Source organism: Photobacterium sp. BZF1 (assembly GCF_014349205.1).
Lineage (GTDB): Bacteria > Pseudomonadota > Gammaproteobacteria > Enterobacterales > Vibrionaceae > Photobacterium.
Window position 1 is genome coordinate 78,562 of sequence record NZ_JACSOF010000002.1, and the last position, 26,273, is coordinate 104,834.

The 26,273-nt window shown below is 47.4% G+C and carries 25 protein-coding genes and 1 pseudogene; 11 read left to right on the plus strand and 15 right to left on the minus strand.

Features of this window, described 5'->3' with window-relative positions:
- Positions 1–55: 55 nt before the first annotated feature.
- Positions 56–1,492 carry a lyase family protein gene (locus tag BIZ37_RS00895; protein WP_187459920.1) on the minus strand — a complete coding sequence of 479 codons (1,437 nt, stop codon included), beginning with the start codon at positions 1,490–1,492 and terminating at the stop codon, positions 56–58.
- Positions 1,492–3,099 carry a BCCT family transporter gene (locus tag BIZ37_RS00900; RefSeq protein WP_187459921.1) on the minus strand — a complete coding sequence of 536 codons (1,608 nt, stop codon included), beginning with the start codon at positions 3,097–3,099 and terminating at the stop codon, positions 1,492–1,494. The genes BIZ37_RS00895 and BIZ37_RS00900 overlap by 1 nt, the downstream gene beginning before the upstream one ends.
- A 310-nt stretch (positions 3,100–3,409) precedes the next feature.
- On the opposite strand from BIZ37_RS00900, the gene BIZ37_RS00905 reads away from it, so the two are divergent.
- Complete coding sequence (locus BIZ37_RS00905) at positions 3,410–4,282, plus strand: LysR family transcriptional regulator (RefSeq protein ID WP_187459922.1); 873 nt, start codon at positions 3,410–3,412, stop codon at positions 4,280–4,282.
- A gap of 62 nt (positions 4,283–4,344) precedes the next feature.
- Here the strand turns inward: BIZ37_RS00905 and BIZ37_RS00910 are convergent, their stop codons facing one another.
- Entirely contained in the window at positions 4,345–5,079 is a 735-nt protein-coding gene (locus BIZ37_RS00910; RefSeq protein WP_187459923.1) for a glutathione S-transferase family protein, read from the minus strand.
- A 549-nt stretch (positions 5,080–5,628) separates the two neighbouring features.
- On the opposite strand from BIZ37_RS00910, the gene BIZ37_RS00915 reads away from it, so the two are divergent.
- The 6 genes from BIZ37_RS00915 to BIZ37_RS00940 are packed head-to-tail and all read left to right on the plus strand — an operon-like array spanning position 5,629 to position 10,915.
- A complete protein-coding gene (locus BIZ37_RS00915; RefSeq protein ID WP_187459924.1) occupies positions 5,629–6,072 on the plus strand; it encodes a PTS sugar transporter subunit IIA in 444 nt (147 codons plus the stop codon).
- Positions 6,073–6,085: 13 nt separating this feature from the next.
- Positions 6,086–7,492, plus strand: a complete 1,407-nt coding sequence (locus tag BIZ37_RS00920; RefSeq protein ID WP_370577282.1) for a PTS mannitol transporter subunit IICB — start codon at positions 6,086–6,088, stop codon at positions 7,490–7,492.
- A gap of 45 nt (positions 7,493–7,537) precedes the next feature.
- Positions 7,538–8,809 carry a zinc-binding dehydrogenase gene (locus tag BIZ37_RS00925; protein WP_187459925.1) on the plus strand — a complete coding sequence of 424 codons (1,272 nt, stop codon included), beginning with the start codon at positions 7,538–7,540 and terminating at the stop codon, positions 8,807–8,809.
- A gap of 58 nt (positions 8,810–8,867) precedes the next feature.
- Positions 8,868–9,386: an MltR family transcriptional regulator gene (locus tag BIZ37_RS00930; protein WP_187459926.1), complete on the plus strand. Its 519-nt coding sequence runs from the start codon at positions 8,868–8,870 to the stop codon at positions 9,384–9,386.
- A gap of 9 nt (positions 9,387–9,395) precedes the next feature.
- Positions 9,396–10,130 (plus strand): nucleoside/nucleotide kinase family protein, encoded by a 735-nt coding sequence (locus BIZ37_RS00935; RefSeq protein WP_187459927.1) that lies wholly within the window; start codon positions 9,396–9,398, stop codon positions 10,128–10,130.
- 38 nt (positions 10,131–10,168) lie between these two features.
- Positions 10,169–10,915, plus strand: a complete 747-nt coding sequence (locus tag BIZ37_RS00940; RefSeq protein WP_187459928.1) for a phosphatase — start codon at positions 10,169–10,171, stop codon at positions 10,913–10,915.
- Between the two features lie 146 nt (positions 10,916–11,061).
- Here BIZ37_RS00940 and BIZ37_RS00945 read toward each other — a convergent pair whose 3' ends face one another.
- The gene (locus tag BIZ37_RS00945; RefSeq protein WP_255526639.1) at positions 11,062–11,937 is read right to left on the minus strand and encodes a YadA-like family protein; all 876 of its coding nucleotides are present in this window, start codon (positions 11,935–11,937) and stop codon (positions 11,062–11,064) included.
- Between the two features lie 574 nt (positions 11,938–12,511).
- On the opposite strand from BIZ37_RS00945, the gene BIZ37_RS00950 reads away from it, so the two are divergent.
- Positions 12,512–12,886 carry a helix-turn-helix domain-containing protein gene (locus tag BIZ37_RS00950; protein ID WP_187459929.1) on the plus strand — a complete coding sequence of 125 codons (375 nt, stop codon included), beginning with the start codon at positions 12,512–12,514 and terminating at the stop codon, positions 12,884–12,886.
- Positions 12,887–13,042: 156 nt separating this feature from the next.
- Here BIZ37_RS00950 and BIZ37_RS00955 read toward each other — a convergent pair whose 3' ends face one another.
- Both BIZ37_RS00955 and BIZ37_RS00960 read right to left on the minus strand, forming a co-directional pair.
- Positions 13,043–13,711: an NAD(P)H-dependent oxidoreductase gene (locus BIZ37_RS00955; protein ID WP_187459930.1), complete on the minus strand. Its 669-nt coding sequence runs from the start codon at positions 13,709–13,711 to the stop codon at positions 13,043–13,045.
- Positions 13,708–14,658, minus strand: coding sequence for an ankyrin repeat domain-containing protein (locus tag BIZ37_RS00960; RefSeq protein ID WP_187459931.1), 951 nt, complete (start codon positions 14,656–14,658; stop codon positions 13,708–13,710). The genes BIZ37_RS00955 and BIZ37_RS00960 overlap by 4 nt, the downstream gene beginning before the upstream one ends.
- 133 nt (positions 14,659–14,791) lie before the next feature.
- Here BIZ37_RS00960 and BIZ37_RS00965 point away from each other — a divergent pair, with 133 nt between their 5' ends.
- Together BIZ37_RS00965 and BIZ37_RS00970 are read left to right on the plus strand one after the other, a co-directional pair.
- Positions 14,792–15,694 carry a LysR family transcriptional regulator gene (locus BIZ37_RS00965; RefSeq protein ID WP_187459932.1) on the plus strand — a complete coding sequence of 301 codons (903 nt, stop codon included), beginning with the start codon at positions 14,792–14,794 and terminating at the stop codon, positions 15,692–15,694.
- Between the two features lie 109 nt (positions 15,695–15,803).
- Positions 15,804–16,481 (plus strand): IclR family transcriptional regulator, encoded by a 678-nt coding sequence (locus BIZ37_RS00970; protein ID WP_370577283.1) that lies wholly within the window; start codon positions 15,804–15,806, stop codon positions 16,479–16,481.
- Positions 16,482–16,682: 201 nt separating this feature from the next.
- On the opposite strand, the gene BIZ37_RS00975 is transcribed toward BIZ37_RS00970, so the two are convergent.
- The 3 genes from BIZ37_RS00975 to BIZ37_RS00985 form a co-directional block, all read right to left on the minus strand.
- A complete protein-coding gene (locus BIZ37_RS00975) occupies positions 16,683–16,982 on the minus strand; it encodes a hypothetical protein (RefSeq protein ID WP_107298711.1) in 300 nt (99 codons plus the stop codon).
- A 147-nt stretch (positions 16,983–17,129) separates the two neighbouring features.
- Positions 17,130–18,743: an ATP-binding cassette domain-containing protein gene (locus BIZ37_RS00980; protein ID WP_187459933.1), complete on the minus strand. Its 1,614-nt coding sequence runs from the start codon at positions 18,741–18,743 to the stop codon at positions 17,130–17,132.
- A gap of 350 nt (positions 18,744–19,093) precedes the next feature.
- Positions 19,094–19,756 carry a CatB-related O-acetyltransferase gene (locus BIZ37_RS00985; protein WP_187459934.1) on the minus strand — a complete coding sequence of 221 codons (663 nt, stop codon included), beginning with the start codon at positions 19,754–19,756 and terminating at the stop codon, positions 19,094–19,096.
- Positions 19,757–20,047: 291 nt separating this feature from the next.
- On the opposite strand from BIZ37_RS00985, the gene BIZ37_RS00990 reads away from it, so the two are divergent.
- Positions 20,048–20,842, plus strand: coding sequence for an aminoglycoside 6-adenylyltransferase (locus tag BIZ37_RS00990; RefSeq protein ID WP_187459935.1), 795 nt, complete (start codon positions 20,048–20,050; stop codon positions 20,840–20,842).
- A gap of 41 nt (positions 20,843–20,883) precedes the next feature.
- Here the strand turns inward: BIZ37_RS00990 and BIZ37_RS00995 are convergent, their stop codons facing one another.
- The 6 genes and pseudogenes from BIZ37_RS00995 to BIZ37_RS01020 form a co-directional block, all read right to left on the minus strand.
- Positions 20,884–21,717 carry a MurR/RpiR family transcriptional regulator gene (locus BIZ37_RS00995; protein WP_187459936.1) on the minus strand — a complete coding sequence of 278 codons (834 nt, stop codon included), beginning with the start codon at positions 21,715–21,717 and terminating at the stop codon, positions 20,884–20,886.
- A 63-nt stretch (positions 21,718–21,780) separates the two neighbouring features.
- Entirely contained in the window at positions 21,781–22,608 is an 828-nt protein-coding gene (locus tag BIZ37_RS01000; protein WP_187459937.1) for a class II fructose-bisphosphate aldolase, read from the minus strand.
- Between the two features lie 17 nt (positions 22,609–22,625).
- Positions 22,626–23,495: a 5-deoxy-glucuronate isomerase gene (locus tag BIZ37_RS01005; protein ID WP_187459938.1), complete on the minus strand. Its 870-nt coding sequence runs from the start codon at positions 23,493–23,495 to the stop codon at positions 22,626–22,628.
- Positions 23,496–23,700: 205 nt separating this feature from the next.
- Entirely contained in the window at positions 23,701–24,696 is a 996-nt protein-coding gene (gene iolC, locus BIZ37_RS01010) for a 5-dehydro-2-deoxygluconokinase (RefSeq protein ID WP_187459939.1), read from the minus strand.
- A gap of 12 nt (positions 24,697–24,708) precedes the next feature.
- The gene (locus BIZ37_RS01015) at positions 24,709–25,884 is read right to left on the minus strand and encodes a Gfo/Idh/MocA family protein (protein ID WP_107298719.1); all 1,176 of its coding nucleotides are present in this window, start codon (positions 25,882–25,884) and stop codon (positions 24,709–24,711) included.
- A gap of 124 nt (positions 25,885–26,008) precedes the next feature.
- Positions 26,009–26,273 (minus strand): annotated as a pseudogene (locus BIZ37_RS01020) (3D-(3,5/4)-trihydroxycyclohexane-1,2-dione acylhydrolase (decyclizing)); the annotation flags it as partial.

The following is a 26,273-nucleotide window of genomic DNA, read 5'->3' on the forward strand; positions in this document are numbered from 1 at the left end:
TGACTCGTTTAGTCCGGTAACCTAATCAGTGTATTTAGTTGTTTATCAATACCATCTAGCCAAAGTTACGCTTACCGTATTTGTTTTGGGCTGTTTCAAGCACCGTGTAGTAACGTTCTTCGCTGGTAAAGTTAATTGGCTCAAAATACTGCTTGGCATCACTTTCTTCCATCAGCCCCATTTCAATCACGGTGTGGCAAATTGAAACATCGTTGGCCTTACTGCGAAGTGATACCTCTGAGGCTTTCTTGTAGCCGAAGATTGAGCTCAGCATCACCGCATACCCTAGGCTGGATTCGGTATAGTATTGACATTGCTCTCGGTTAACATCCAGTGTCGCCAGGATTTTATCGCTAAAGATGCGATATGCATTATCCATCAGCTGGAAGGACTCAAATATGCCGAGCCCCATCATACCTGTCCATGGATTGCATTCCAGTTCACCTTCAGAGACAGCCAGAATTGCCAATTGCTGATTCGCCAGCACTTTCATATTGACCATGATCACCAACTCTTCAATCACAGGGTTGGTTTTACCCGGCATAATTGACGAGCCTGGAGTTACAGGCTGATAAAACAGCTCATTAAAACCTGACTTAGGCCCAGAGCAGAACAAGCGAATATCCCTCACCATCTTCTGGATACAGGAGCTGGCACTGGCCTGGAAATTAGCAACAGTTAACATATCGTCTTGGTTCTGGACAATATCAAACATGTTTTCAGGTTCGCGTAGGGTTTTATCACTCAACTTACCCAGTTCATTCAAGCAACCTTGCTTGAAACCACGTATAGTGCCAATACCACTTCCGAACATGGTGGCACCAATAGGCACAACTAATAAATTATCTTTAATCGCTGGGATTTGCTTAAGCAAGCGCTCAATGTTTGCCTGCATAGCGCCAAAGACCTGGCCAAAGGTTATCGGCAGAGAGTCACGCATGACCGGCCTTGCCAGCTTCACATCATCACAATATTTAGCTGCGACATCTCCTAACGCGTTAGAGAAGTACTGTAAGCGACGTTCAAATTGCTCAAGCTTGTCGTAACAGGCAAGTCTGATCGCTGTTAGGCCAATATCCGTTGTTGAGTAGTTGCAGCTAACATGATCATTTGCCGCTACCAGTCCGCTATTCTTGTCGCCTGTCAATATTTCACTGGCTCGTTTGGCGACAACTTCGTTGATGTTCATATTCAAGGCTACATCACCATTGCCTTGGATTGGGTCAACAACAAAATGCTGATCGAACTGACCTTCCAAGCACTCGTCTAACGCTTGGTGAATGGCATCATGATATTCCTTCGGCAAAGCATCGAGCTGCAGGTTAGCGCTGGCGGCCGCTTTTTTAAACTTGAAGAAGTAATGAACATACTCTTTTGATGTTTGCATCAATTGGTAGTTCGAGACTCTGAGCTGTTTATTTCTTTCCGCATTAATTCCGTAATAAACATTATCGTCTACATATAATTCGCCGATGGCATCACGCTCTAACATTAAGCAACCTCCTCACGCTTAATTCGCCTTACCGTGGATATTCTTTCAATCAAAGTTTGTTTCATTGTTTCTTGAGATAAAATTGGCTCTCCGTTTTCATCTTCCTGCACATGCATGAACATCCAAATCAAGCTAATGCTCGACAGCACGGTGACAATCATTCCGGTTAAGCCAGAGAAACCTGCAAACATCCGTACGCCCTGGAATCCTAAATAGGTGGCACATGCCCATCCAAGCACGCCAGCAACCACACCCCACATCAGCTTCAGCCAGAAAGGTGTACTCATTTGCTCGGCATTGACGTTCTGGCAGCATAGTGACGAGAGGCCATCCAGCTTGGCAACCATGGTCGTGACAAATGAAAGCAGGGAAACAAAGATATAGGTCAAGCTCATGAGCGTAGCCAAAGGATAATGCTCGAAGAACACATAAATGCCACTTTCAAAACCGTTCTCGGAAATCGTCGAGAAGATATCGCCATGTGCCATTTCAGTTGCAATACCGTTGCCGCCGAAAATCACGAACCAGAAGAAATAGAACAGGCTACCACCAACAAAGATACAATTTACAAATTGGCGGACTGTGTAACCCCTAGCAATTTTACCTAAGAACAAAGCCATAATCGGACCAATGCCCGCCCAGCCACCGATGTAAGCAATCGTCCACATGCTTGGCCAAGAATCAGACCCTGCCTGACCGTTTGCTAGAGACAGTGTCAGGTAGTTATCGAAGAAATAAGACAGGCCATCCATTGCTATCCCGAAAGAAAAAGCCATAGGGCCGAGCAGGACAAAGAAGGCCACCATGAAATAGAAGACATACATATTCAGGTTGGCAATCTTCTTCACGGCTTTAGCAATACCACCATTGATACAGATTAAGCTCGCGACAATAACCAAAACGGCAATTAACATATAAATCAATCCGCTGCGTGGGATATCAAATAATGTATTGACGCCTGAGCTCACTGAGATCATCAACTGGCCCAGCGAATAAATATTGCCAAGTACCATGGAGAACAAAATGAAAACATCAAGAACACTACCTAGGGCACCATCCATCCACTTGCCAAACACCGGCCTTAGGATTGAGCTGACGGAGAAGTTATAGCCCAAGTTGTAGACACCCAGCGCTACGGCCAGTGCCAGCACGGAATAAATGGAGAAGACATTGATGGTCCAGTGCAGGAAAGTGATCCCCATACTTGCCCGGATAGCTTCCGCCGTTCCAGCTTCTACCCCAAGGTGAGCCGGTGGGTTCATGAAGTGATAGACCGGCTCAGTAGCACCATAGAAAATCAAGCCGGTTGCGGTTAAGCCGGTTACGACCACACCATAGAAACTAACCGGGTCCAAGATACGTTCGGCACCTTTCCCGCCAATGACAATTTTACCGACTTTGCCAAAAATGGAATAAAACATAATGCCGACAAAGACGAGGGTTGCTGGTCCAAAGGTCCACCCTATCTTGTCCATTACTGCGCGGTATGAACGTGTGATAACATCAACATAAACATCCCCACCGAGACTGATAAGGAGCATAAATACGCTCACCAGCACAACGGCAGGAATGAACACGGACATCCTTAGTGTCGCTTTTGTTTTCATAAACCTCTCCATACATTCATTCGTAACACTATTGGAAGTACTACTGACGAAGCAATTATTAGGAAAGAAAGCCAAGCCGACAATAAAGTGTTTTTGAAAAATTTTTCGTTTTTTCACAAAAAAACTTTCACCGGCACAATGTCAAACTTGAGCTGTTTCACCTTATTTTTATCATTTTGAACATTCTCAGTGACAGGTATCAAAGTTCATAAAATATTTGATATGCAATACAGGTAGGGTGTGTTTTTGTCAAAAATGCAATCTGTTATATTCGTCACAATAATTTTTTGCCATCAGCACCGAGGACAGCGTGAAAATCCCCTTTCAGAGCATTTTGGTTCTTTCACATGTCGTTAGGCACGGTGACATAAAAGATGCTGCCGACGACCTCTGTACGACAATTAGCAACGTGAATTTTCACCTTAAAAAAATTGACAGCCAGCTTTCAGAGCCGGTTCTATTTAAGTTGGATGGCAAGCTGCAGGTTAAACCTAAATACACTGAATTAATTCAGAGTTTATGCAATAAAATGGCCGGTATAGAGAATGATTTCTCTCAATTAACCAATGCCAAACCCAGTATTAATCTCTGTGCGGATATTTCATTCAACATCTTATATTTAGAGAAAAAGATCCGCTCTTTCATACAAGATAGCAATGAATACCAAATCAATATTCTCGCCAAGGGGTTGATGGAGGGAGAATCCTATTCCAATGCAGATATTGTGATTACCTATGACGACTCCCTAACGATGTTCAAGCATAGGGTCGCCTTAGTCAAAGAACGTTTTTTCTTCGCGGCATCAAAAGAATACCTCAGAAAGTCAGCGCCCATTACATGCCTTGCAGACCTCAACGGCCATTCCTTTATCGACGGAACGCTAAGGCTCAAAGGCGACTCCTACCCCAAAATCCGCACCGATTTTCCCGATATCGATGGTGACTTTGTCCATTATGACCTTAGCTATCCTGCCATTGAATCAGCCAAATTTGGCAACGGCATCTGTTACGCCAGTGAATTGCTACTTAGCCAATATATCCTCTCTGGCGACTTGGTCTATCTAGACATAGGCGTTGAAGAACGTGAGCTCGGTAGGTCTATGTATTTCAACGACAGCCATTATCAGTTTGCCGACAAATTCAGCCAGCTTTTCAACCAAAGCCTTACGGCTTTAACCAAATAAACTTGGATCGAAGCCATAACCCACTCTTCTTGGTTTACGGCTTCGATAGAATGAATGAGCGATTAAATAACCTGCTCACACGCAGCAGCCACCCAATCAGGGCTGCCTTGTTGCTCGCCACCAGCCGCTACGATCATTGGGTAAACATGATCCCATGCCTTATGGGAGTCTTGGTAGGCCGGGCGGGATTGTAATATCTCCAGCCAGCGGGCCATATGAGGATAGCTGGCAATATAACTGGCGTAATCTGGGTCGATTTTCAGGGAAACTATCTCTGATGCATACAGAATATCGGCGGCTGTGATCTGATCACCGCATAGGAAAGGCCCTTCCACCAGCAGACTATCCAACTGCTTGAACATGCCATCCATTGCTTCTTTCCTTTGCGCAATATCATCATCTGATGGTTTGGCAAAGCCTAAGTACACCGGCATCAGCAGAACAGGAAGGAAGTAATCCAAGGTCAACAGCCGCCTTAAGTTGGTGTGATACCAAGACAGGTGCTTGTTGATTTGTGCCTTGGTTTTGATATCACCGCCAAACCAATTATCGCTACACCCGTTGATGTCGGTTAAGTAGTTCATCATCGCTGTTGCTTCCGACAAGCAGAAATCATCATGCTGCAAGGCTGGGACTTGATGGAAAGGGTTTACCTGCATGAACTCAGGCGAGACATGCTGCCCTCGGGTTAACCAAGTAAGGCGAATATCGACGGGAAGATCAGCCTCAAGACACAGCCAGTGAACTGCGCGGCTAGGCTCAGATGTTGGGTCATGGAAAATTGTAGGCTTGCTCATTTTTACCTTTTCTCTTTTCTAAGTGAAAACTGCATGCGCAGTTAGTGCGGTAAAATTAACGCAGCATTACAGAATCATAGGATAAGCCCTTCAAGTCAAGCAATGTCGCTCAGTAATGATTCAACCGTTTCTCATCAACCAAACACTCAGTAAATTTCACCCATACCGTTACTAAATTACAGGTGATAATTTCCCCGCTGAACCTGAGCTAAACGCCATATGAAAGCCGTTGATAGCTTGTGAAATCCGCCAAAATACAAATCGATCTACCTCATACTTTTAACCCATGCAATTAGCAAAAATAGATATCAATCACACTAAGCAAAATAAATTAAATTTCCATTAATTTGATCAACTTCTAATTTCACCTATTGATTTGTAATTTAGAAGAATAATGAAAAAAAGTTACTTAGTTAAATTGAGATCCAACAGCTAAAAGCCCGCTTGACAGCATTTTTAATTAGATTTTGATCACAAAAATTGGCCATTTGCTTCTTTATTCCGCTTGTATTGATAATAACCCCAACAACGAACAACAGGGTTAAAGACATGCTATACGAGTTAATTGATCACGATTTAGTAGATGTCATCAATGACGGAACATACCAGTGGCAAGAAGCAGTAAGAAAAACAACTGACTACCTTGAGCAACGTGGCTACGTATCGAATAAATATGCCGACGCCATTATCCAATCAACCGAAGAAAATGGCCCTTACTACGTATTATGCCCAGGCCTTGCTATGCCTCATGCACGACCAGAAACAGGGGTATTGAAAACTGGCCTTGGTATTCATGTCTTCCCATCCCCTGTTGATTTTGGCTCTGACCTCGGTCCAGCCAATGTCCTTATCACTTTAGCTGCAAAAGACTCTGATACCCACATTGAAGTGATTCAAGCCTTGAGCGAGATGTTTGTGGACGAAGAGAACATTGAAAAACTAGCCCAAGCATCTTCTAAAGAACAAGTGCTAGAGATAATAAAAGCATACTAAGAAGGAATATAACGTGAAAGCAAACATGCGAGCAAATGTGCAGGCCTTTGGGGGTCACTTGACCGCCATGGTACTGCCGAACATCGGGGCCTTTATTGCCTGGGGCTTTATTACCGCCCTCTTTATCCCGACAGGTTGGATGCCAAACGAAGCTTTTGGTGAACTTGTTGGCCCAATGATCACCTACCTGCTTCCCCTACTGATTGGTTACACCGGTGGTCAAATTATCGGTGACAAGCGAGGCGCGGTAGCCGGTGCTATCGGTACCATGGGTGTTATCGTCGGCGCAGATATCCCAATGTTTGTCGGTGCGATGATCATGGGTCCACTGAGTGCATGGGTGGTGGTGCAGATGGATAAGCGTATCCAGCACCGTATTCCTTCTGGCTTCGAGATGGTGGTAAACAACTTCTCGCTAGGTATTGTCGGCATGATCCTGTGCTTGTTTGCCTACGAGGTTGTTGGCCCAGCAGTAACCGCAGCCAACTTGTTCGTTAAGTCAGGCATCGAAGCATTGGTTGCTACTGGCTTCCTACCGCTACTGGCAATTATCAACGAACCTGCCAAGGTACTGTTCCTGAACAACGCTATCGACCAAGGGATCTACTACCCGCTAGGTCTGCAGGCAGCCGCTGAAACCGGTAAGTCTATCTTCTTCATGGTGGCATCTAACCCTGGTCCGGGTCTTGGTATGCTACTGGCTTACGCAAAATTCGGCCAAGGTCTAAGTAAGCGCTCAGCACCAAGTGCCATCATCATCCACTTCTTCGGTGGTATCCATGAGCTTTACTTCCCGTACGTGCTGATGAAGCCAATCATGATTGTGGCGATGATTGCAGGTGCGGCAACCGGTATCGCAACCTTCAACCTACTAGATGCAGGTCTGGTAGCGGGTCCTAGCCCTGGCTCTATCTTCTCTTACTTGGCACTAACACCAAAAGGCAGCTTCATCGCAACTATTGCCGGTGTGGTATCAGCAACAGTCGTATCCTTCCTTGTCGCCAGTGCGATTCTGAAGATGAGCAAGTCAGAGGATAAAGAAACCGAATTCGAGCAATCTGTGACTGATATGAAAGACATGAAAGCTGAGGGTACTGTAAAACCAGCAGCAACAGCGGCAACCACTGAAGCAAATGCTAAACCAATCCAATTCGTAGCCTTCGCTTGTGATGCGGGAATGGGTTCCAGCGCGATGGGTGCCTCAACCTTCAAACGCAAACTGACCAAAGCGGGGATTGATATTGAAGTGAAGAACTTCGCCATAGAAAAAGTCCCAAGTGACGCTGACATCGTGGTGACCCACGAGAGCCTCGAGAACCGAGCGGTGAACGCAACAGGACTACCGGTCATCACTATCAAAAACTTCCTGCACGACCCTGCTCTTGATGAGCTGATGGTAACTATCGAACAACAAGCTTAAAATTGCATTATAGGGCGGTCCGCCGCCCTACTTTGGAGAGAAATCATGGTACAAACAACGGCAGCGGTTATCTGTGGCGAGAAAGATGTTCAATTAAGAACCTTCGAACTGCCAAAAATTTCACCAGACGAACTACTGGTGAAGAACATCTCAAACAGCATCTGTCTATCCACTTACAAAGCGGCGCTACTAGGTACTAAGCACAAGCGTGTACCAGAAAATATTGCTGAAGTACCCGTCATGACAGGCCACGAATACGCAGGCATCATTGTTGAAGTGGGTGAGAACCTGAAAGACAAATTTACTGCCGGTGAGTCCTTTGTTCTGCAACCTGCGATGGGCCTACCATCAGGCTACTCTGCCGGTTACAGCTACGAGACTTTCGGCGGCAACGCCACCTACTCTATCATCCCTAAAATCGCTATCGACCTAGGCTGTGTACTGCCTTACAAAGGCGAGTACTTTGCCGATGCTTCCCTGGCTGAGCCTATGTCCTGCATCATCGGTGCCTACCACGCCAGCTACCACACCACACCGTATGTTTACGAACACGAGATGGGTATCAAAGAAGGCGGTTCACTTGCCCTGCTAGCCTGTGCCGGCCCTATGGGTATCGGTGCGATTGATTACGCCATCAATGGCCCGGTTAAACCACGCATCATTGTCGTGACCGACATTGACCAAGCCCGTCTTGACCGCGCAGAGAGCCTGATCCCTGTAAGCGTAGCGCACGAAAAAGGCATTGCGCTGCACTATGTGAACACGGCAAAAGTAGACTCTCCGGTTGAGTACCTGAAATCTCTTAACGAAGGCCAGGGCTATGATGATGTGATGGTATATGCCGCCGTTTCACAAGTACTGGAACAAGCCGATGAGCTTTTGGGCAACGATGGCTGCCTGAACTTTTTTGCCGGTCCTACCGACAAGAAATTCAAAGTGCCGTTCAACTTCTACAACGTGCACTATGAAGCAACCCACATTGTAGGTACCTCGGGCGGTTCGACTGGCGATATGATCGAGTCACTCGACTTGTCATCTGATCACCTTATCAACCCATCCTACATGATCACCCATGTGGGCGGCCTGCAAGCGGCACCGCATACGATTTTGAACCAACTGGAGATCCCTGGCGGCAAGAAGCTGATTTACCCGCACATTGATCTTCCCCTGACTGCTATTGATGACTTTATGTCACTTGCTGATCAAGACCCGTTCTTCGCTGAGTTGGACGCTATTTTGAAAGCCAACAACTATGTGTGGAACGTAGACGCAGAAAAAGCGTTACTAGAGTTTTATGACGTGAGCTTAGCGGTTTAGTTACAACGAAATTGTGTGGTAGCCTTTGCGCTGCCACATGATGAAGAGGTCACAAACGTTGTCACGTGAACATGAATTACTGAAGAAACTGGAAGAGTGCGATAACGCCACTTCGTTTCTTCAGATTTCGAACAAAATAATAAACCTCAAGTTAAAAGCATTACTTCCTAAAGTCTTCGTCCAGGACGAACTAGTGATGGAGTATGCTGTGGAGCCATTACTACGGGAAGACGGCCCGTTGGTAACCACTGATGTCGTCTCTAAACTGATGTTCGCTATGGGTAAAATCTCGATGGAAACCTATGCTGATATTGGTTTGTACAACCAAACTTTAGAGTATGCCGCGTCTGTTTCAGACAAGATCTCTTACGGTGATGATGTCATTTACGACTTCATAAAAAGCCAATCGGTGATTTCAACCCAGCAAGATGGCTTTTATCTTGAGTCCATAAACAAATTAAAGTTTTCTTCTTTCGAAGCGTTTTCACAGATGAGATATGAGTCTCTGATTAAAACAGTGCTTAACCTTTCTTGTGAGCTGTTGATTGAAAATATCGAAAAAGAGATAAAACAGTGAGGCCTCACGATGAGAGTTAATTTAAATATCAGTGGATTTGATAGCGAAGCCATATTTCCCGATAAAGATATCGAAACTATCCACCAGCCACTGGTTGAAAAATTCACCCGCCTTTATAAAGAGACGCAACAACGCGTGGTTATTTTTCTCAGTGCGCCTCCTGGCAGTGGGAAATCAACACTTGCCGCCTTTTGGGAATATTTATCAGAACAGGATGAATACCTGGAACCCTTGCAAGTTTTGCCTTTTGATGGCTTTCATTACCCCAATGAGATCCTCGACAGCAACACCACCGAACGAAATGGAGAAACCATTTCCCTACGCAGTATTAAAGGCTCATACGAAACCTTCAATTTGACTGAGCTTATTGCCAAATTGAAACAGCTCAAAATCAAAGATCCCAAGTGGCCCTACTACGACAGGAACCTGCATGATCCGGTTGATGATGCCATTGAGGTCAAACGAAATATCGTAGTGGTGGAAGGGAACTGGTTATTACTCGATGAGCCGGTATGGCAAGGGCTGCACAAGCTCGCCGACTTCTCTGTTTTCCTCGACACAGAGGCTGAGTTCCTCCAAGAGCGCTTGGTCAATAGGAAGATCCGAGGCGGCAGTTCATCAGAAGACGCATTGGCGTTTTACCACAAGTCTGATGCGGTCAACGTCGAGAAAGTCCTCAACCATTCCATCAAAGCCGATTTGAATTTGTTTATGAACCGCGACGGATCATTTGAAATCCAATAAGCTGTCCACTTCTGAAGGATCTGAATTAGGAGATCACTATGGATATCGTGATAGATACCCACACCCACACCATCGCCAGTGGACATGCTTACAGCACCATTATCGAAAATGCCCAGGCCGCAAAAAGCAAAAATTTGAAATTACTTTGCACCACCGACCATGCCCCAGAGATGCCAGGTGCTCCCCACTATTGGCATTTCAATAACCAGCGGATTTTGCCCCGCTTCCTGCATGATGTCGGCATCTTGCGTGGTGTCGAAGCCAATACCCTCAATGTGAAGGGTGAAATCGACCTACCGCCTTCGACAGACCAACACTTGGATTGGGTTATCGCCAGTTTCCATGAGCCCGTATTCAAGCCTGCAACAGAAGCAGAGCATACAGCAGCACTGGTCAATGTCATCAAGAGTGGCCGGGTCGATGTCCTAGGGCACTTGGGCAACCCCAATTACCCGTTCGATATTGAGCAGGTGCTAAGTTGTGCCAAAGAGCATAACGTGGCGGTTGAGGTCAACAACACCTCGCTGACCGGCAAGAGCCGCAAAGGCAGCGATGTGCGTTGCAGCAAAATCGTCGAAATCGGCAAAGAAATCGGCGTGTATTTCACCACCGGCTCTGATGCCCACTTTAGCGAAGAAATTGCCCGGCTTGATCTCGCCATCGCCTTGCTGGAAAAACACGGTGTCAGTGAAGACAAGGTACTGACTACATCGACAAGCCGCTTCCTCAACTTCCTATTGCTTCGCGGCAAACCAGAAATCACAGAATTCGCCGCTTTGTATTAATGCTGATTCTTAGTACAAACTACTAGCAGCAACAAATTGAAAAACTAAAGACTATACAATTTTATTGGATCTTATCTGTTAGACACACAAGTCTACAAAAAAGGGCGACCCGTCCCGGCCGCCCTTATCCTAGTAATGGTCATTACTTAGAATGCGTATTGAACACCCGCACCCGCCGAGAAATCGTTGGAGTAATCGCCGTTTGCGTAGTTCATAGTCGCGCTTGCGCTCCAGTTGCTGTCTTCAAAAGAGTGAGCAACACCAACCGCCACTGCTTCTGCACCACCAGCAAAACCAACACCGGCACCGAATGCCGTTTGACCACTTGCAACCATTGGGCGTGCGTTAGTCACAGCGTGTAGACTTGCGTTAGTCATATCAAGGCGGTCGTCTAATTCACGAAGCTGCTGTTCTGCTTGCGTTTGGAAGTTAAAAAGATCCTGCTCTAGCGTATCAATACGCTCAGAGTTCTCTTCAATGCGAGAAGTGTTACTAACGATGTTATCTTCCGCTTTGATTACACGTCCACCAATAGATTTGATAGCGTCACGGTTATCATCAACTTTACCGTTGATCTTGTTACCGCTGTCGTTTGAAATTTCGCTGTCTTCAGATCCCGGATCTTGAATCGGAGAATCTTCACTACCACCTAGTTTTGGCGCTTCAATCTCATTCGAAGGAAGTTTGCCTTGGTTTGGTAGTTCGTTGTCCATTTCAGCAGTAGTTACAGAACCATCATTACCAACATGGACTTTTGCCGAACCTTTTCCATCAACTTTCTTTGAGTAGTGGATCTTGTAAGAACCGTCTTCTTGTTTAAATGCCGTACCTACAACGTCACCTTTACTGTTTCGAATGACACCATTTTTCACGTTACCAATTTCTCGGTACTCGTGATCGCCTTTAACCATAATGTCACCATTACCCATAATCTGTACATCATCTAGATTAATTGGCTCACCAGCAAAGGCTTGTGTAGAAAATACCGAAACAAGTGATAAAGCAATAATTGATTTTTTCATGTTTTGACCATTACAATAAGTTTGTTATGCCCCTTGGGGCGTAGGGGCGGTTTCCTTTGTTTTGACGGACGGGGAAACCGCTTTTTTATTGTCGAAACGAAGTCGTTTTATGACGGCACTCGTCTCAACGGGGGCGCACTATACAAGCCCTAAAAAGGAATGACAACCCCAAAAGCGAAATGAAAAACAGCCGTAAGTCATATGCAAGAAGCAAAAAATAGCTTTTTCACACACTTAACGTACAAAAACAAACCAAATAAAAACCCAAAAAAGAAAATCAATCACAAATAGGACTTATCACTTATCTTTGTTGCGATATAACAGCAAGGCGAGTATCAATACGAAGGGGGATTCATTTGACTGCTTCTCACTTCTCCAAATCAGAGAACAGTACAAGGCTAGGTAACAATAGGCCGCAAATGCTCAAAAAACTTATAAATCAAATACCTAAAACCAAAAAAGACAGATTAACCTCATAGTATTCACCTATACTAAGAAAAAAAGCTCACCAAATTTGAACATCCAACCCTTTTAGGGCATTATTTTCAAATCAATTACTTTCAGGCCATAACCAATGTCTACTTATCAAATGCCCAACATGGAAACTTTCGGAGCTCGGATTAAGCATCTTCGAATCAATGCAGGCTATAAATCGCAACCTGAACTTTGTCGTTCGATAAATATTCCACTTACAACCTGGGCCAAATACGAAAACGGTTATCGCTTTCCAAAGCTCGACTCCATCGTCACAATTGCCAATTTTTTTAATGTTTCCCCTTTATGGATCGTTGGTATAACTGACAATCCAGATAATGTAGAGGTAAGGCCTTACCCCGAAGATGGCACTGATGGGCAACTGATGCCGGGTGTCTTAAATGGTAAGTTTATTAGTAATAACGGCGACATTTATGAAATTACATCAAGGCTAATTGAACGTGGAAGAAGGTAAAACAGTTCAATGGTGAGTGTTTAGAAGAGCCTTTCTGTAATTGATATGAATTAAAAAGGCTTAGTCACAAAACGACTAAGCCTTTAATTTTATTAGATACCAACAAATATCTCTTGTGTGCCAGCTCTGCAGCAACCTTCTTTAGACACTTTCTGCCTAATACTCACCCACCACCATTGCTGATTCAGTAAAGACGTTTTGTAATCTGCTACTGTACCTATCAAGTTCAGCGATACGTTCTTCTTGGCTCATTCGGGCAGGGCCGAATACCGAGAAAGGCTCCAGCACCTCAAAGCCATTGAATTCCAGAATACCGCGATGGATCGGACGGAGGATACCTTCCAGATCACCGTTCCAGCCACCTTTGACGTAAATGTCTTCACCACCGCCCATGGTCAGGCTCAGCATGGCTTTCTTGCCCTTGAACACCCCGTTATCATAGAAGCGGCCACCACCATAAGTCCGCCCCATGGCAAATACGCGCTCTACCCAGCCCTTCATCACCGCCGGCATGCTGAACCACCACAGCGGGAATTGGAAAATTAGCAAATCACACCACTCGACCTTCTGAATTTCCGTCTCAAGTTCAGGCACAAAGCTATCGTTATCGCTTGCGTGCATCTCTTCAAGTTGTTGTTTGAAGAACTCGGGATCTCTAACCGTCTGGAAGTTATGGCGACCAGAAACCGGATTAAAGTCCATGGCATGAAGATCAGAAGTTTTAACCTCGTGACCAGCCGCTTCCAATGCTGACACCGCTTGGTTGAACATTGCACCGTTAAAACTTTTTGGCTCTGGGTGCCAGTAAACAACGAGGACTTTCATGCTTTCTTCTCCAACATCTCAACAATAGATGAATACTGATATTCTCTTGCCAGCTCGAGCGGCGTTTTACCGTCAAAACCGGTTAAATCTGTTCTTGCACCAAATGCAATGAGCTTCGCTGCTGCTTCAGTATGGCCGTGCCAAATAGCATCATGCAGCGGGGTATACCCATTGTTTGGCCCTTGTGCATCGAGGGTCTCCTTGAAGCCAGGGTAGTGCGACAGCAGTTCAATTACATCAGGCCTGCCGTTATAGGCAGCTTTATGCAGCGGAATAGCTTTCATGTAATGATCCGGTACTGTCTGATCGCCACCTTGTTCCATCAACACCTTGAGGCTTACCACCAAACCGTCACGGGCAGCGACCATCACCGCGGTATGCTCATCATTACCCGAGCTAGTAATCGCCGAAGGGGTGTTGAGCATGGCGTTTTCTGCTATTTCCTTGAGCTGGCGTGCCTTTTCCCCATCATCCAAACTACTATCCGTGACTATCTGGTAGGCACTTAACTGAGTTTGAGAACGAGATAGCTGATCGCGGTAGGCATCAAATAGCTGGCGAAGCTGATCGGCCTGCTGCAGGCCGAAAGCATCTTTCTCCGAAGCACCAAAGTCCACCAGCTGTTCGGCTTTGAGGCCAAAAGTAGAAACAATCTCAATATTCACCTCTGCTTGCTTGAGCAATGCCTCGACCACAACTGGCTTGCGGTGCCACACCGCGACCATCAGCGGGGTCACACCATGCTTAGGTGTTTGCAAGTTGATAAATGCCCCTGCCTTTAACAGTGCCTCTACCCAACTTGGAGAATCTTGCTGCGCGGCAATATGCATCGGTGAGTTGCCCATTACTGGGTCAAGCTGGTTGACATCAGCTTTCATCTCGATAGCTTGACGAAAACCGTCAAGATCGCCGTTTATAATAAGTTGGTGTAGGGTTGGCATGGTCATAATCTATCTCGCTCATCTTGGCTGTTACGTTGAACTATGCTGTGTTGGATTTCGCTGCGTTAGGTACAGTATTGAACAAAACCTTATTAACCTGTAGTGTTTGTTGAGTTATTAGCAAGGTAACCATAAGTTAATGAAAGCATTACCCACCCAACTTCCTATCTTTATTCAGGTTGCCAAAACAGGCAGCTTTGCCAAGGCTGCACGGGCGTTGGGGATCTCCGCACCTGCCGTCAGCAAGGCCATCGGTAAATTGGAGGAAGAATGGCAGGTCAAGCTTTTCCACCGCTCATCCCACTCACTGAGCCTGACCCAAATGGGCGAACAGCTGTTTGATAGCCTCACGCCTTCTGTCGAGTCTATCCAGCACACCATAGAGCGGATCACCGATGACTCGCAAAGCCTCAGTGGCAAACTTAAGATCAACCTGCCATCAAGCTCCATCGGTCAAGAACATATCCTGCCGTTGATCTTGGACTTCATGGAAGCCTATCCGGAGATCACCTGTGATCTTCATTTTGATGATCGTGTGGTGGATCTGGTTGAACACGGCTTTGATTTGGGTATCGGTACCGCTATCAACCAAGATTCACGCCTTATAGCTAGACGGCTTTTTGAAGTGGGTATCGGGGTATATGCAACCCCCGATTATCTGGCACGCTATGGCAAGCCCACCACCATCAAAGCCTTGGATGAGCACAAGTGTATTCCTGTGCGCTCTACCACCTCAGGGCGGTTTCATGGTTGGCGGTTAAACGATGGTGAAGGAAACAAGCTCTACGAGCCCAAAGGCAAGCTAATCGTCAACCACTTCCGAGCTGCTAAGCAGGCGACATTGGCCAGCGCAGGCATCAGTTGCTTGGGGAGTTGGATGTTCAATCAAGAGCTGGAGCAAAACCAAGTAGTGCCTCTGCTAGAAAGTTACTGGGGGGAGCCTATCCAAGTTTGGGTTTATTACTCATCAAGGGAGTACCTCCCAACCAGAGTCAGGACACTGATCGATTATCTGGTCAGCAATATAGATAAAGTGCTGTAGCTAAGGACACATTTTGGCCCAAGAAGCTAATACCAAAAAAGCTAAAACCAAAGAAGCTAGTACCCAAAAAACCAAAACAAAAGAGCGAAATGCTAAAGAGCCCAAGACGATTCAATCTATTGAGCGTGGTTTTGCTATGCTTGAATTGCTCTCACTAGCAGGCAAACCCTTATCCCTGCAAGAAATCAGCGAGGGCTTGGCACTGAGCAAAAGCACAGCCCACGGCATCCTTGCCACCATGAGCCACCTTGGTTATATCAACCGCAGCAAGCAAGGGTATACCCTAGGGTTACGCTTGAGGGAGTTATCCAAACCGCTAGAACAAAATGACGAATCTATCCGCCAGCACTTCGCCCCTTTGCTCAAACACATGGCCCTACTGACCGATAATACCGCTTACCTCGCCGTACAAAGCGGGAGCCAGGAATACCTCTATATTGATGCGATTGAACGTGCCAACCCCCTGACGATCCGCAGTCCTCGAGGTCGTAGGGAGGGTCTGGCGACCTCGGCAATTGGCAAGGTATTCCTCGCTTTTGATGAGGAACTAAAACGCTCGCAGCGTTTGGGCGGACAAATCAGCCCGGCATTGGAACAAGAGCTTAACCAAGTGAAAGAACAAGGCTATGCCTTGGATTTGGAGCAAGCAGAGCCCAACCTCAACTGCCTTGCTATTCCTTTGTACCTCGAGGGTAAACTGACGGCGGTGGCAGGGGTCAGCGGTGCAGCCAATGAGCTAAACCAAGCGCGGCTGGTGCATTTTGCAGGGATATTTTTGAAGCATTGATTTAAATAAAAAAATACCGGCACTACCTTCCTAATGAAATAGTCAGGGTGCCGGCTAATTGCTAATGACAAAATCTGAAAAAGTGAATGTTTACTGGATGAACTTACAAGGAGTAAAAAGTTCAAGGTTTACAAGGTTTACAAGGTTTACAAGGTTTACAAGGTTTACAAGGTTTACAAGGTTTACAAGGTTAAAAAAACACTAGTCTCTGCGCCGTGCACGAATAAATGCACTGGCAACTAAAATTTGGCAAAAATGGGCAACATCGCTATAGCTACGCAATGAATAGACACCACGGCCATATTTGCCACCACTGCCGTCTTCACCACATTCCCACTGGTGGACCTGGATATATCCCGATGAGTTATTGGCAACAATTTTATATGCCACAGCATGGTGGTTATCGATGAACAACTCGAAAGTCCGTTCACCTTCGCCGACCTCATAGCCTTGCTCGAGGCCGACTAACTTAATTTGTTCAACTGCAAAATCAAAATCCATATATACCCTTCAATTTGACTCTCACATCCCCCCAAATAATTATGGTGTGAGAGTTAAATTACCCTCTATCCCACTATGTCCTTTGACAGATGCAATATAGACTCTGGAACAATGCTAGAGTCAACGCACTTTTTTAAAAATTCCGATTTATTGACTTACAGATAAACTCAGCTGGCGATCAAATTGAATGGCCCCAGCAAAATCCTCGTCATGGCTCACCAAAATAAATGCCCCTCTATATTGATTCAGCGCCTTAGCGAGTTGCAGCTTGGCATCGATGTCCAAATGATTGTCAGGCTCGTCGAGCAGCAGCAAAGGCTGATCGGGAAGATGGCTCACCATCAATATCGCCAGCTTCATCTTTTCCCCGCCGCTAAGATGTGTGACTTGGCGGTAGACACTGCCACGGCGAAAACCAATCCCCGCGAGCAAGGTTCTGGCATCACTCTCACTTAGCCCTTTACAGTATTCCATCAAGCAGTCCAGCATGTTGCTGTCAGGGCTGAGTAGGCTGAAGTGCTGATCGAGATACTCTGTCATTACATTGGCCAACATCTTGGTTGACGATAATGGGCTTGAAACATTTGAACTCGCTGGCTTTATCGCCTGCTGGTGAATGCTCTTGAGCAGGGTTGATTTCCCGCAGCCATTGCCACCCGTTAGATAGCAACGTTCAGATTGCATCAGCAATAGGTTGATAGGCTCCTTGCTACCATATGGCAACTTATAACCTTCAAGCCTCAATACGGTATTCTTTTTCGCCTGTCCGAACTCCGCCAAATGTAAATGGCGTGGTTTGATTGCTTCCTGCTGCTGCCGCATGGCAGAGAGCTTTTGCTGGTTACGCCTAAGCTGATTCTGTTGGTTGATTGCAGCCGCAGATTGGCTTTGCTCCGCTTTGTTTTTCATCGCATCAAGTAGAATTTTGGGCTGACTACCTGACTTTCTGAGCCGAGCACCTTGCGCCCTGCGCTGCTGGGCCTTTTCCTTGCTCGCTTGCTGTTGGCGCTCGATTTTTTTCTGCTCTGATTTGAGCTGGGTGATCTGTCTCTCGAGAGCGTTTTCCTTCAGGGTATGCTGACTAAAAAACTCATCATAGTTCCCTTGGTAATACTGCATTCCTAAACTGGTCAGGTGGTAAACTCCCCCCACATAACGGAGCAATGCCCGGTCATGGCTGACTATTAACACTTTCCCGGCGAATTGCCGTAATTGACTGATAAGCCACTGGCGCCCTCTTGCATCCAGGTGGTTGGAGGGTTCATCAAGCAGCAAGATATCAGCTCCTGAATTAAACAGCTGATATAGCTGCAGCAGTGCCAATTGCCCACCACTCAGGTCACGGCACAAAACATCTGGTGACTCAGGTAGCCCGAGATCGACCAGCACCTGCTGGGTCCGCGTAGCGACCTCCCAGTCATCAGCGATGATGTCAAAATACTGGGCATCACACCGGCCTTGCTCAACGGCATTAATTGCGGCCAGTTTTTCGCTGACACCTAGAAAATCAGCAACAGTCTGAGTGCCTCCCAGCAACTCGGAAGGTTGCTGGGAATAATGACCGACCTGCCCCTGACAGGACACACTGCCTATTGTCGGCGTTAATTTACCAAGCAGGAGCGATAACAAGACCGACTTACCTACACCGTTGCGGCCTATCAAGCCGGTCAGGTCGTCATTCAAGCTAATGTTTATGTGTTGAAATAGCCACTCTCCAGTATCTAACTGAAAAGCTAATTGATGGGCGATTAATGCAGGCATAAATACCTCCCTTTAAAACGAATAAAGGGGTTATGTCTTTCTACGCCAATAGAGTGACTAGGCAGTTACTTTGATCCTACTGTACGCTCGATTGAATACTCAAGTGCTGGCAAAAAGCCAGGTGAACAAGCGCAAATAGATATGTTGATAGAGAAGGTACGACGAGGTAACGCCCACTAACCCCGAGAGTCCAAGATAATAAAAACTGGCTGTCAGGAAGTTAGTTGTTCATGTCGGCGTTAGCTCCTAAAGAAATGTTGGATAAATTTTACACATAGTAGTTGGCGCTTAGCAAGCGAATCACATGCCTAGCGCCAAAAGTGTCGGGTCACTTCAACTATTGGCAATGACTATAAAGACGACAGGTTATGTTGCTCAGCATAGTCTGACAGCTCTGCAACACCGCCTTTTACCAACAGAGGGATAGCCTGCTCGATGTGTTCGATAGGCCAGTCCCACCAGGCAAGTTGCTCTAGTTTGGCGACTTCGTCAGCGGAGTAACGCTGGCGGATCACTTTGGCTGGATTGCCTCCCACAATGGCATAGGCCGGTACGTCTTTGGTAACGACGGCTTTCGAGCCAATAATAGCGCCATTGCCAATGGTCACACCGGGCATCACAGTGGTTTCGTTCCCAAACCAGACATCATTGCCAACCTGAATATCCTTGTAATGCTTGAACGGGTACTCCCCAAGTGGCAATGAGTCGGCCCACTTTCCACCGAATACCGCAAAGGGAAAGGTGGTCACCCCAGACGTAGCATGATTGGCATCGGCCATGATGAACTTGGTGCCGTGGGCAATCGCACAAAACTTGCCGATATGTAGGGAAGTGCCAGAAAAGCCAAAGTTATACAACACATTTTCAGCAAAGAACTTGCTCGGGTCGTCAAAGTCACTGTAATAGGTGTAATCGCCAACCGTTATGTTGTCGATATCACTCTGGGCCAATAGCGGTTTGAGGAGTAGTGTGTTGGTAAAACCTTCAATGGGATACAGCTTTTCTGGATTCATATTTGCTCGCAATCAAATTAAGTCACTCGATCATAACCCAAAACGTCATCATGCCTTAGTGGATTTGTCATATAACGCGGGCATGATTATTCGCGCATTCGGAAAATCATAACCACTATTAGTCCGTTGTTTAGCTCGTAACACTTTGCTGTTGCGAGCTTTTTTTCATTGCCTATTAATCAGGCTATCTCACCACTAGTAAAATCTTTTATTCTTTGGCATTCTGTAATGCTGCGCTCATTTTACCGCAGTGGCTGCGCCAGCAGTTTCAATAAATTAAATAGGTAAAATATGAAGTTTCCACAAACACTTCCAAGCACTCATCAGCAGCTTCTAGACAAAATCATTGCGGCTTTCTCGCAGGATCCCCGCATTCTCGGCATTGGTGCCAGTGGCTCGTTTGCTTCTGACTCCATGGACAAGTACAGCGATCTCGACCTGGTTATTGCGGTTGAACCATCAGCTTTCGACACCATCATGACAGAACGTTTCGAGATCATTGACCGCGTTGAAGGCAAACTCGCCGCCTTTACCGGTGAACACGTCGGTGAACCCCGCTTGGTTATCGCCCTGTTCGAGCCAAATACGATACATGTCGACTTCAAATTCGTTGCCCTGCCGGATGCCGCTACCCGTGTTGATGAGACCAAAGTAGTGTGGGAACGGGAAAGTTACCTCTCGGATGTATTCCAAAACTCCCAGCATCATTTTCCGCAGCCGGATCCACAATGGATCGAGGATCGTTTCTGGATCTGGACCCACTATGCGGCAACCAAAATTGCCCGGGGTGAGTATTTTGAAACCTTGGAGTTTATTTCCTTTATCCGTCAGGTCGTGTTGTCGCCATTGGCGTTAAGACAAGGTGGCTTTACCCCATTCGGGGTGCGCAAAGTTGAAAAGTATTTACCGGAGTTTGCCAAGCAACTCGAAGAAACGGTAGCGATACCTGAACCGGTCGCGCTAACCAAAGCGGTGAGAAAGTGTGTCGAGCTCTACCTAGAGCTACGTAAGAAAGAAACAGTGAACACCAACAGCGAAGCCCAAGCGGTTGCCATGGCCTACCTCAACAAAGAATGTGGCGAGTAAGGGTAAAACCCTTGAAATGAAATAGAGCCTCAAGCGAGGCTCTATTGTGTATCTTTACACATCAGGCTAACCGCAAGGGTCTGGGCCAGATAGACCGAACAACTCAGTGAGCGGAAACCTAAATTATCCCCTTCCTGTACCTCGAAGCAGACATCCAGCTTATTGCCCTGCTCCATCATCTGGTTATCGGTAATGGCAATAATCGGCACATTCTTCTGGTGAGCCATTTCTATAACGTCTGTGGTCTCCGCCGCATAAGGGCTGAAGGTGAAAGTGACCAAGACATCTTTCTCGCTCATCATGCGAGTCATTGGCGAGAGCATGCCGCCATTGTCATCAACCAACACCACGTCGTTGTTTGATTTCATCAAGGCATACCAGAGATAAAAGGCGACAGGGTACGCACGGCGCATTCCCTGGATATATATCGTCTCGGCCCCTTCAAGCAAAGCGACAGCCCTATCCAACTTTTGTGGTGAAACCGTAATTTGCAGCTGCTCCATGGCTTCGATATTTGCCGCGCCAAAATCATGGAAGATAGCTGCAGCGGAATCGGGACCAAATTCAGCCTCGTTTTTTGCCCTACGTACCCGCTCTTTATAATCCCGAGGGCGGTTGAAGTAGTGATTACGGAAGACCGCTTGCATCGAACTGAATCCAGAGAAACCCATAGCATTGGAGAAACGGCTAAGGGTAGACAGCGGCACATTGGCCTGCTCGGCAATCGTCACCATGGTCTCGACCGCAACTAACATTGGCTGCGCCATGGCAAAGTCAGCCACCTGTTGCAGGCGTGGACTCAAGTCGTCATAGCGGCGGACAATGTGATCTTTGAGGGTGTCTAAATCAGTGGGAACAAGCTCGGCTACTTCCATATATTGATGCTCTCCTGGGAAAAAAATGCCCTGTATTAACAGGGCAAATGGTCACGACATTTATTACGACAGTAGTTTGAAATTGCGAATCGCCTCTTCCTTCACCGCCGGCATGGCCTTCTTCATGAAGTAAATGCGGTCAAATTTCTCAGGCTCTTCATTCATGAAATCACGCAAGCCATGGCCTAGCGCTTGGCGCAGACAAGTACCGATATTGAATTTCGATACACGGGTGCGCTTGAGCACTTCCATGTCTTCGTTACGGATCCCGCTGGTACCGTGGATAACCAATGGCACATCTACCATACTGGCGATCTTGTCCAGACGGCCAAAGTCGATAGTACAAGTCGGCTCGGTCAGACGGTGTACGTTACCTACAGAGACAGCCACACAGTCAGCGCCACTTTCTTTGGCAAAACGGGCCGCTTCTTCTGCTTCGGTATAAATAGATTTGATGTGGTCACGACCCTCATCGTAAGGCACTGAACCAATCTCACCTTCAACCGATGCGCCCATTGCGTGGGCTACATCTGCCACCGCACGGGTACGGGCAATGTTTTCTTCCAGCGATAGCTGCGAGCCATCGAACATCACTGAGCTGAAGCCTGCTTTCAGGGCGCGGTAGACGATCTCTTCTTCGTAGGTATGATCTAGGTGCAAGCACACTGGTACCGTGCTGTTTTTCGCCAAGGTCAGGAACATCGCCGCAGCGGTCTCAACACCGTAGAAATCAGCCACATCTTTGTTGCAAGCGAGGATCACCGGCTTGTTCACTTCTTCTGCCGCTTCTACCACGGCACGGGCATCTTCGTAGCCGAACACGTTGAAGCAAGGTACGGCATAATCGGAGGCTGCAGCCTCAGGCAAAAGGTCTTTTAGATTAACGAGCATATTAGTAAGCCTCCGTGTTATTTAAACTTGGCGATCATGTCCTTGATGCCAGGGATCGTCTCTACTTGGTATTCGTGGTGCGGGTCAAAGTGCTGGATCAACGACTTTTCTGTTTTGCCCACAATGATGGTGAAGTAATACATTTCATAGCCAGGTGCCGCGACGCTTGGGTGATAGCCTTTGTCGATAGCAATCACAGAGCCGGTACGTACGTGGTAAACCGGGCCGAAGTCGTCTTCGTGCTCGTACAGGAACTGGGCACCGAAGCCGAAGCCTGGGTTGAAACGGAACTGGTATACTTCTTCGTACAAGGTTTCTTTGCTGCCGTCAGGCTTAACGCGGTCTTCATCATGCTTGTGAGGAGGGAAACCCGACCAACCACCGGCACCGACTGTGAACAACTCGCTCACCAATAGGCGGCCACGGTTGTCAGAGTTTGACTGGCCCAGTACGTGTTTGATCTTACGGTGGGTTTTGGTGTCGTCGGAACCGTACTGAACAATATCGACATTCTCTTCGCGGATGCAGAAAGGTTCCAGAGACTGCTCGAACTTACCGCCCGCAATCATCACATCAGCGGTGTCGCTGACACAATCAACGGTTGCACTATAGCCAAGCGGGACATATACCGCTTCAGGATTACCATCCCACACCGATTTACGCTTACCGATGTTGTCGTATACTTCGGTCTTCTCGCCATTGGTCACTGTGATTGAACAGGTACCGCCAGCCAGGACGATGACAGATTCATAGCCCTCGACAACATGCTGGTGTTGTTCGCCCTGCGCTAGGCGAACTTGGTTGAAGTAACATAGTGGTGTCACTTCGTCGTTAATATCGATGATTGGTTGGTTCTTGTTATCAAACGGCGGGATATGCTTACCCATGGCTCTCTCCTCACTGCCCGACCTATTATTTTGATTAGTCAGTGCAGCCTTTTAATTATCTGATTCTGTTAATCGGCGCCTATCGCTATAGGCTTGGGGGAATAAAAAAGCCGGACCTCGATGGTTTGTACCGATGGAAGACTGATAAGCCATACGATACTGGCCCGGCTGACCAAAATGACCCTTCCTTAACGCTTGGCGCTAGTTAAAGGCTTTGCTCTCTGGTCTCAATAAAGTCGAATAACTGCTCTTTGGTTGGCATCGCTTCGGTACAGCTGTTGCCGCTAACGTTAATCGCTGCAGCCGCTGAACCATGCTTGACGCCATCTTCCAATTCGCCGCCATTTACCAGTGTCCAAATCAGGCCGCCAGCGAATGAGTCGCCCGAGCCAAATGGCTTCTGAACCTCAACGCGGAAGATACCTTGCTGGAACTTGTGACCGTCGCGGCAGTAGACTTTAGAGCCAAACTCACCGGCCTTAATCACGACAACCTGGGTATTGGCACGCAGGAAGCGCTCTGCCGTTGCATCGTCATCCTTGTTACCCGGTGCCAGCACGGTTTCCATCATGTCGAACTCTTCGCGGTTGCCGATAACGATGTCGGACAAGCCTGCTGCGATGCCGTAGTAGATAGAGGCATCGACATCGGTACGCCAAGAGTAAGGACGGTAGTCAACGTCAAGCACAACCAGTGTGTTGCTGCGGCGCGCATGTTCCATCGCAATCAATGTTGCTTCACGGCTTGGGCTTTCAGAAAGCGCCGTTCCGGTTACCACCAACACTTTCGAGCTCGCGATGTACTCTGGGTCTACCTGCTCTGGCTTGATGGTCAAGTCAGAAGCGTTGTTACGGTAAATCAAAACCGTACAATCACTTGGCTTCATCTCGGTAAACGCGACAGAAGTGCGAGAGCCCGAGTTGTCTGTCATCATGCCGTCCAGGTTGATGCCCTGGCCTGACATGTACTGTTTCACGTAGCCGCCGAAGGCATCATCCGCAACACAGCCGATAAAGCCGACCTTGCCACCCAATTTGCTCACTGCGACTGCGATATTGGCAGCCGAGCCACCGACGAATTTTTCAAAGCCTGAAATATCAGCCATGTCCGTGTTTGATTCACGGGCGTAGAGGTCTACGCCCGCACGTCCCAACACGATGGCATCCAGCTTGCGGTCTTGCTGAAGTGCAATCTTTGTCATGGTCCGTTCCTATTACTCGTAATCAACCCAAGCTGCGTTTTGGTCTGCTGACTCAACGCACTTCTCACACAGGCGTACACCTTCGATACCGGCATCGATACCTGGGAACCAGATATCAGCCAGCGCTGCCTGGTCGTCGCGGTCAGCCGCGTCGAATGCCAGTGCAAAACGGTGGTATAGGTTTGCCCAAGACTCGAAGTAACCTTCTGCGTGGCCACCACCAACACGGTTAGCGGCAACACCCGGTGCGTCCTGGTGCAGGTAGCCCATACCGCGCTCTAGAATGCGTGGTGCTTCACCCTGAACTTCGTAGCGAAGCTGGTTTGGCTGCTCGTCCCACCACTCGATAGACGCTTTAGAACCCACGATGCGGATCTTCTGTTGGTGCATAGAGCCAGAGTTAACCGCTGATGCCCATAGCGTACCGACTGCACCGCCTTTGAATTCCATCATCACGTGAGCATTATCTTCTAGCGGCGTACGAGACTTGATGAAGCTCTGGCGCATACAAGATAGACGGTCAACCTCAAGACCTGTCATCACTTCACATAGGTAGAAGGCGTGAGTACCGATATCACCTAGCACGTAAGTTGGACCAGAAACTTCTGGGCTTACACGCCACTTCAGGCCCGGATCGTTTAGCTCATACTCTTCGTTGTGGAAGCCGTGGGCAAACTGCATGTTGATCACACGAACTTCACCTAGGTCACCACGCTGAACCATTTCACGCGCCTGCTGGACCATTGGGAAACCGCTGTAGCCATACATCACGCCGATAACACGGTTGTTCTGCGCAGCGATTGTTTTTAGCTCTTCCGCTTCTTCCGTAGTGAACGTGATTGGCTTTTCACACACCACATGAAGGTTGGCTTCTAGCGCTGCCTTACAGATTTCGTAGTGGGTAGAGTTTGGCGTTGCGATAGATACAGCTTGAATACCGTCTTCGCGCTGGGCTTCTTGCTCGAACATCTCTTTGTAGTTGGCGTAGCAACGGTCGCCGTCAAGGCCTAGGTTCTCACCGAAATCACGGCAACGTGCTGGGTCTAGGTCGAAAGCACCGGCTACCAGCTTGAACAAACCATCGCGCTGTGCAGCATTGCGGTGTGAGTAACCGATCTGGCTACCACGGCCGCCGCCTACCATTGCCCAGCGGATTGGTTGGTCAAAATGACGTTCTTCATTAAACATGGTTCACTCCTTGGCAGGCATCACAACATCAGAATGTGATACCTGCGGATAAATTATTGGAAATATTAAGATTTAAATGTTCGGAATTCGTTTATGTTAGGAACCGGTATTAAACGCCACGTCCCTATACACCGCGTCGCTGGGTTGCTCGGCCTTCTTCCCAATCCGCGACTTTCTTCGCGGTGTGCTCATTGCGAGTCACTTCAGGTAGCCCGACTTCCCACCAGCAGTCACACTTAGACCATGCCGCTGGTGATACTGGGTCGATATCAACCACAATCACGTAAGTACGGTCAGCTTCTTTGGCACGGGCGAATGCTGCATCAAACTCGTCGACAGACGTCAGCTTCTCGGAAATCGCACCTTGTGCTTCTGCGTGCTTGGCAAAA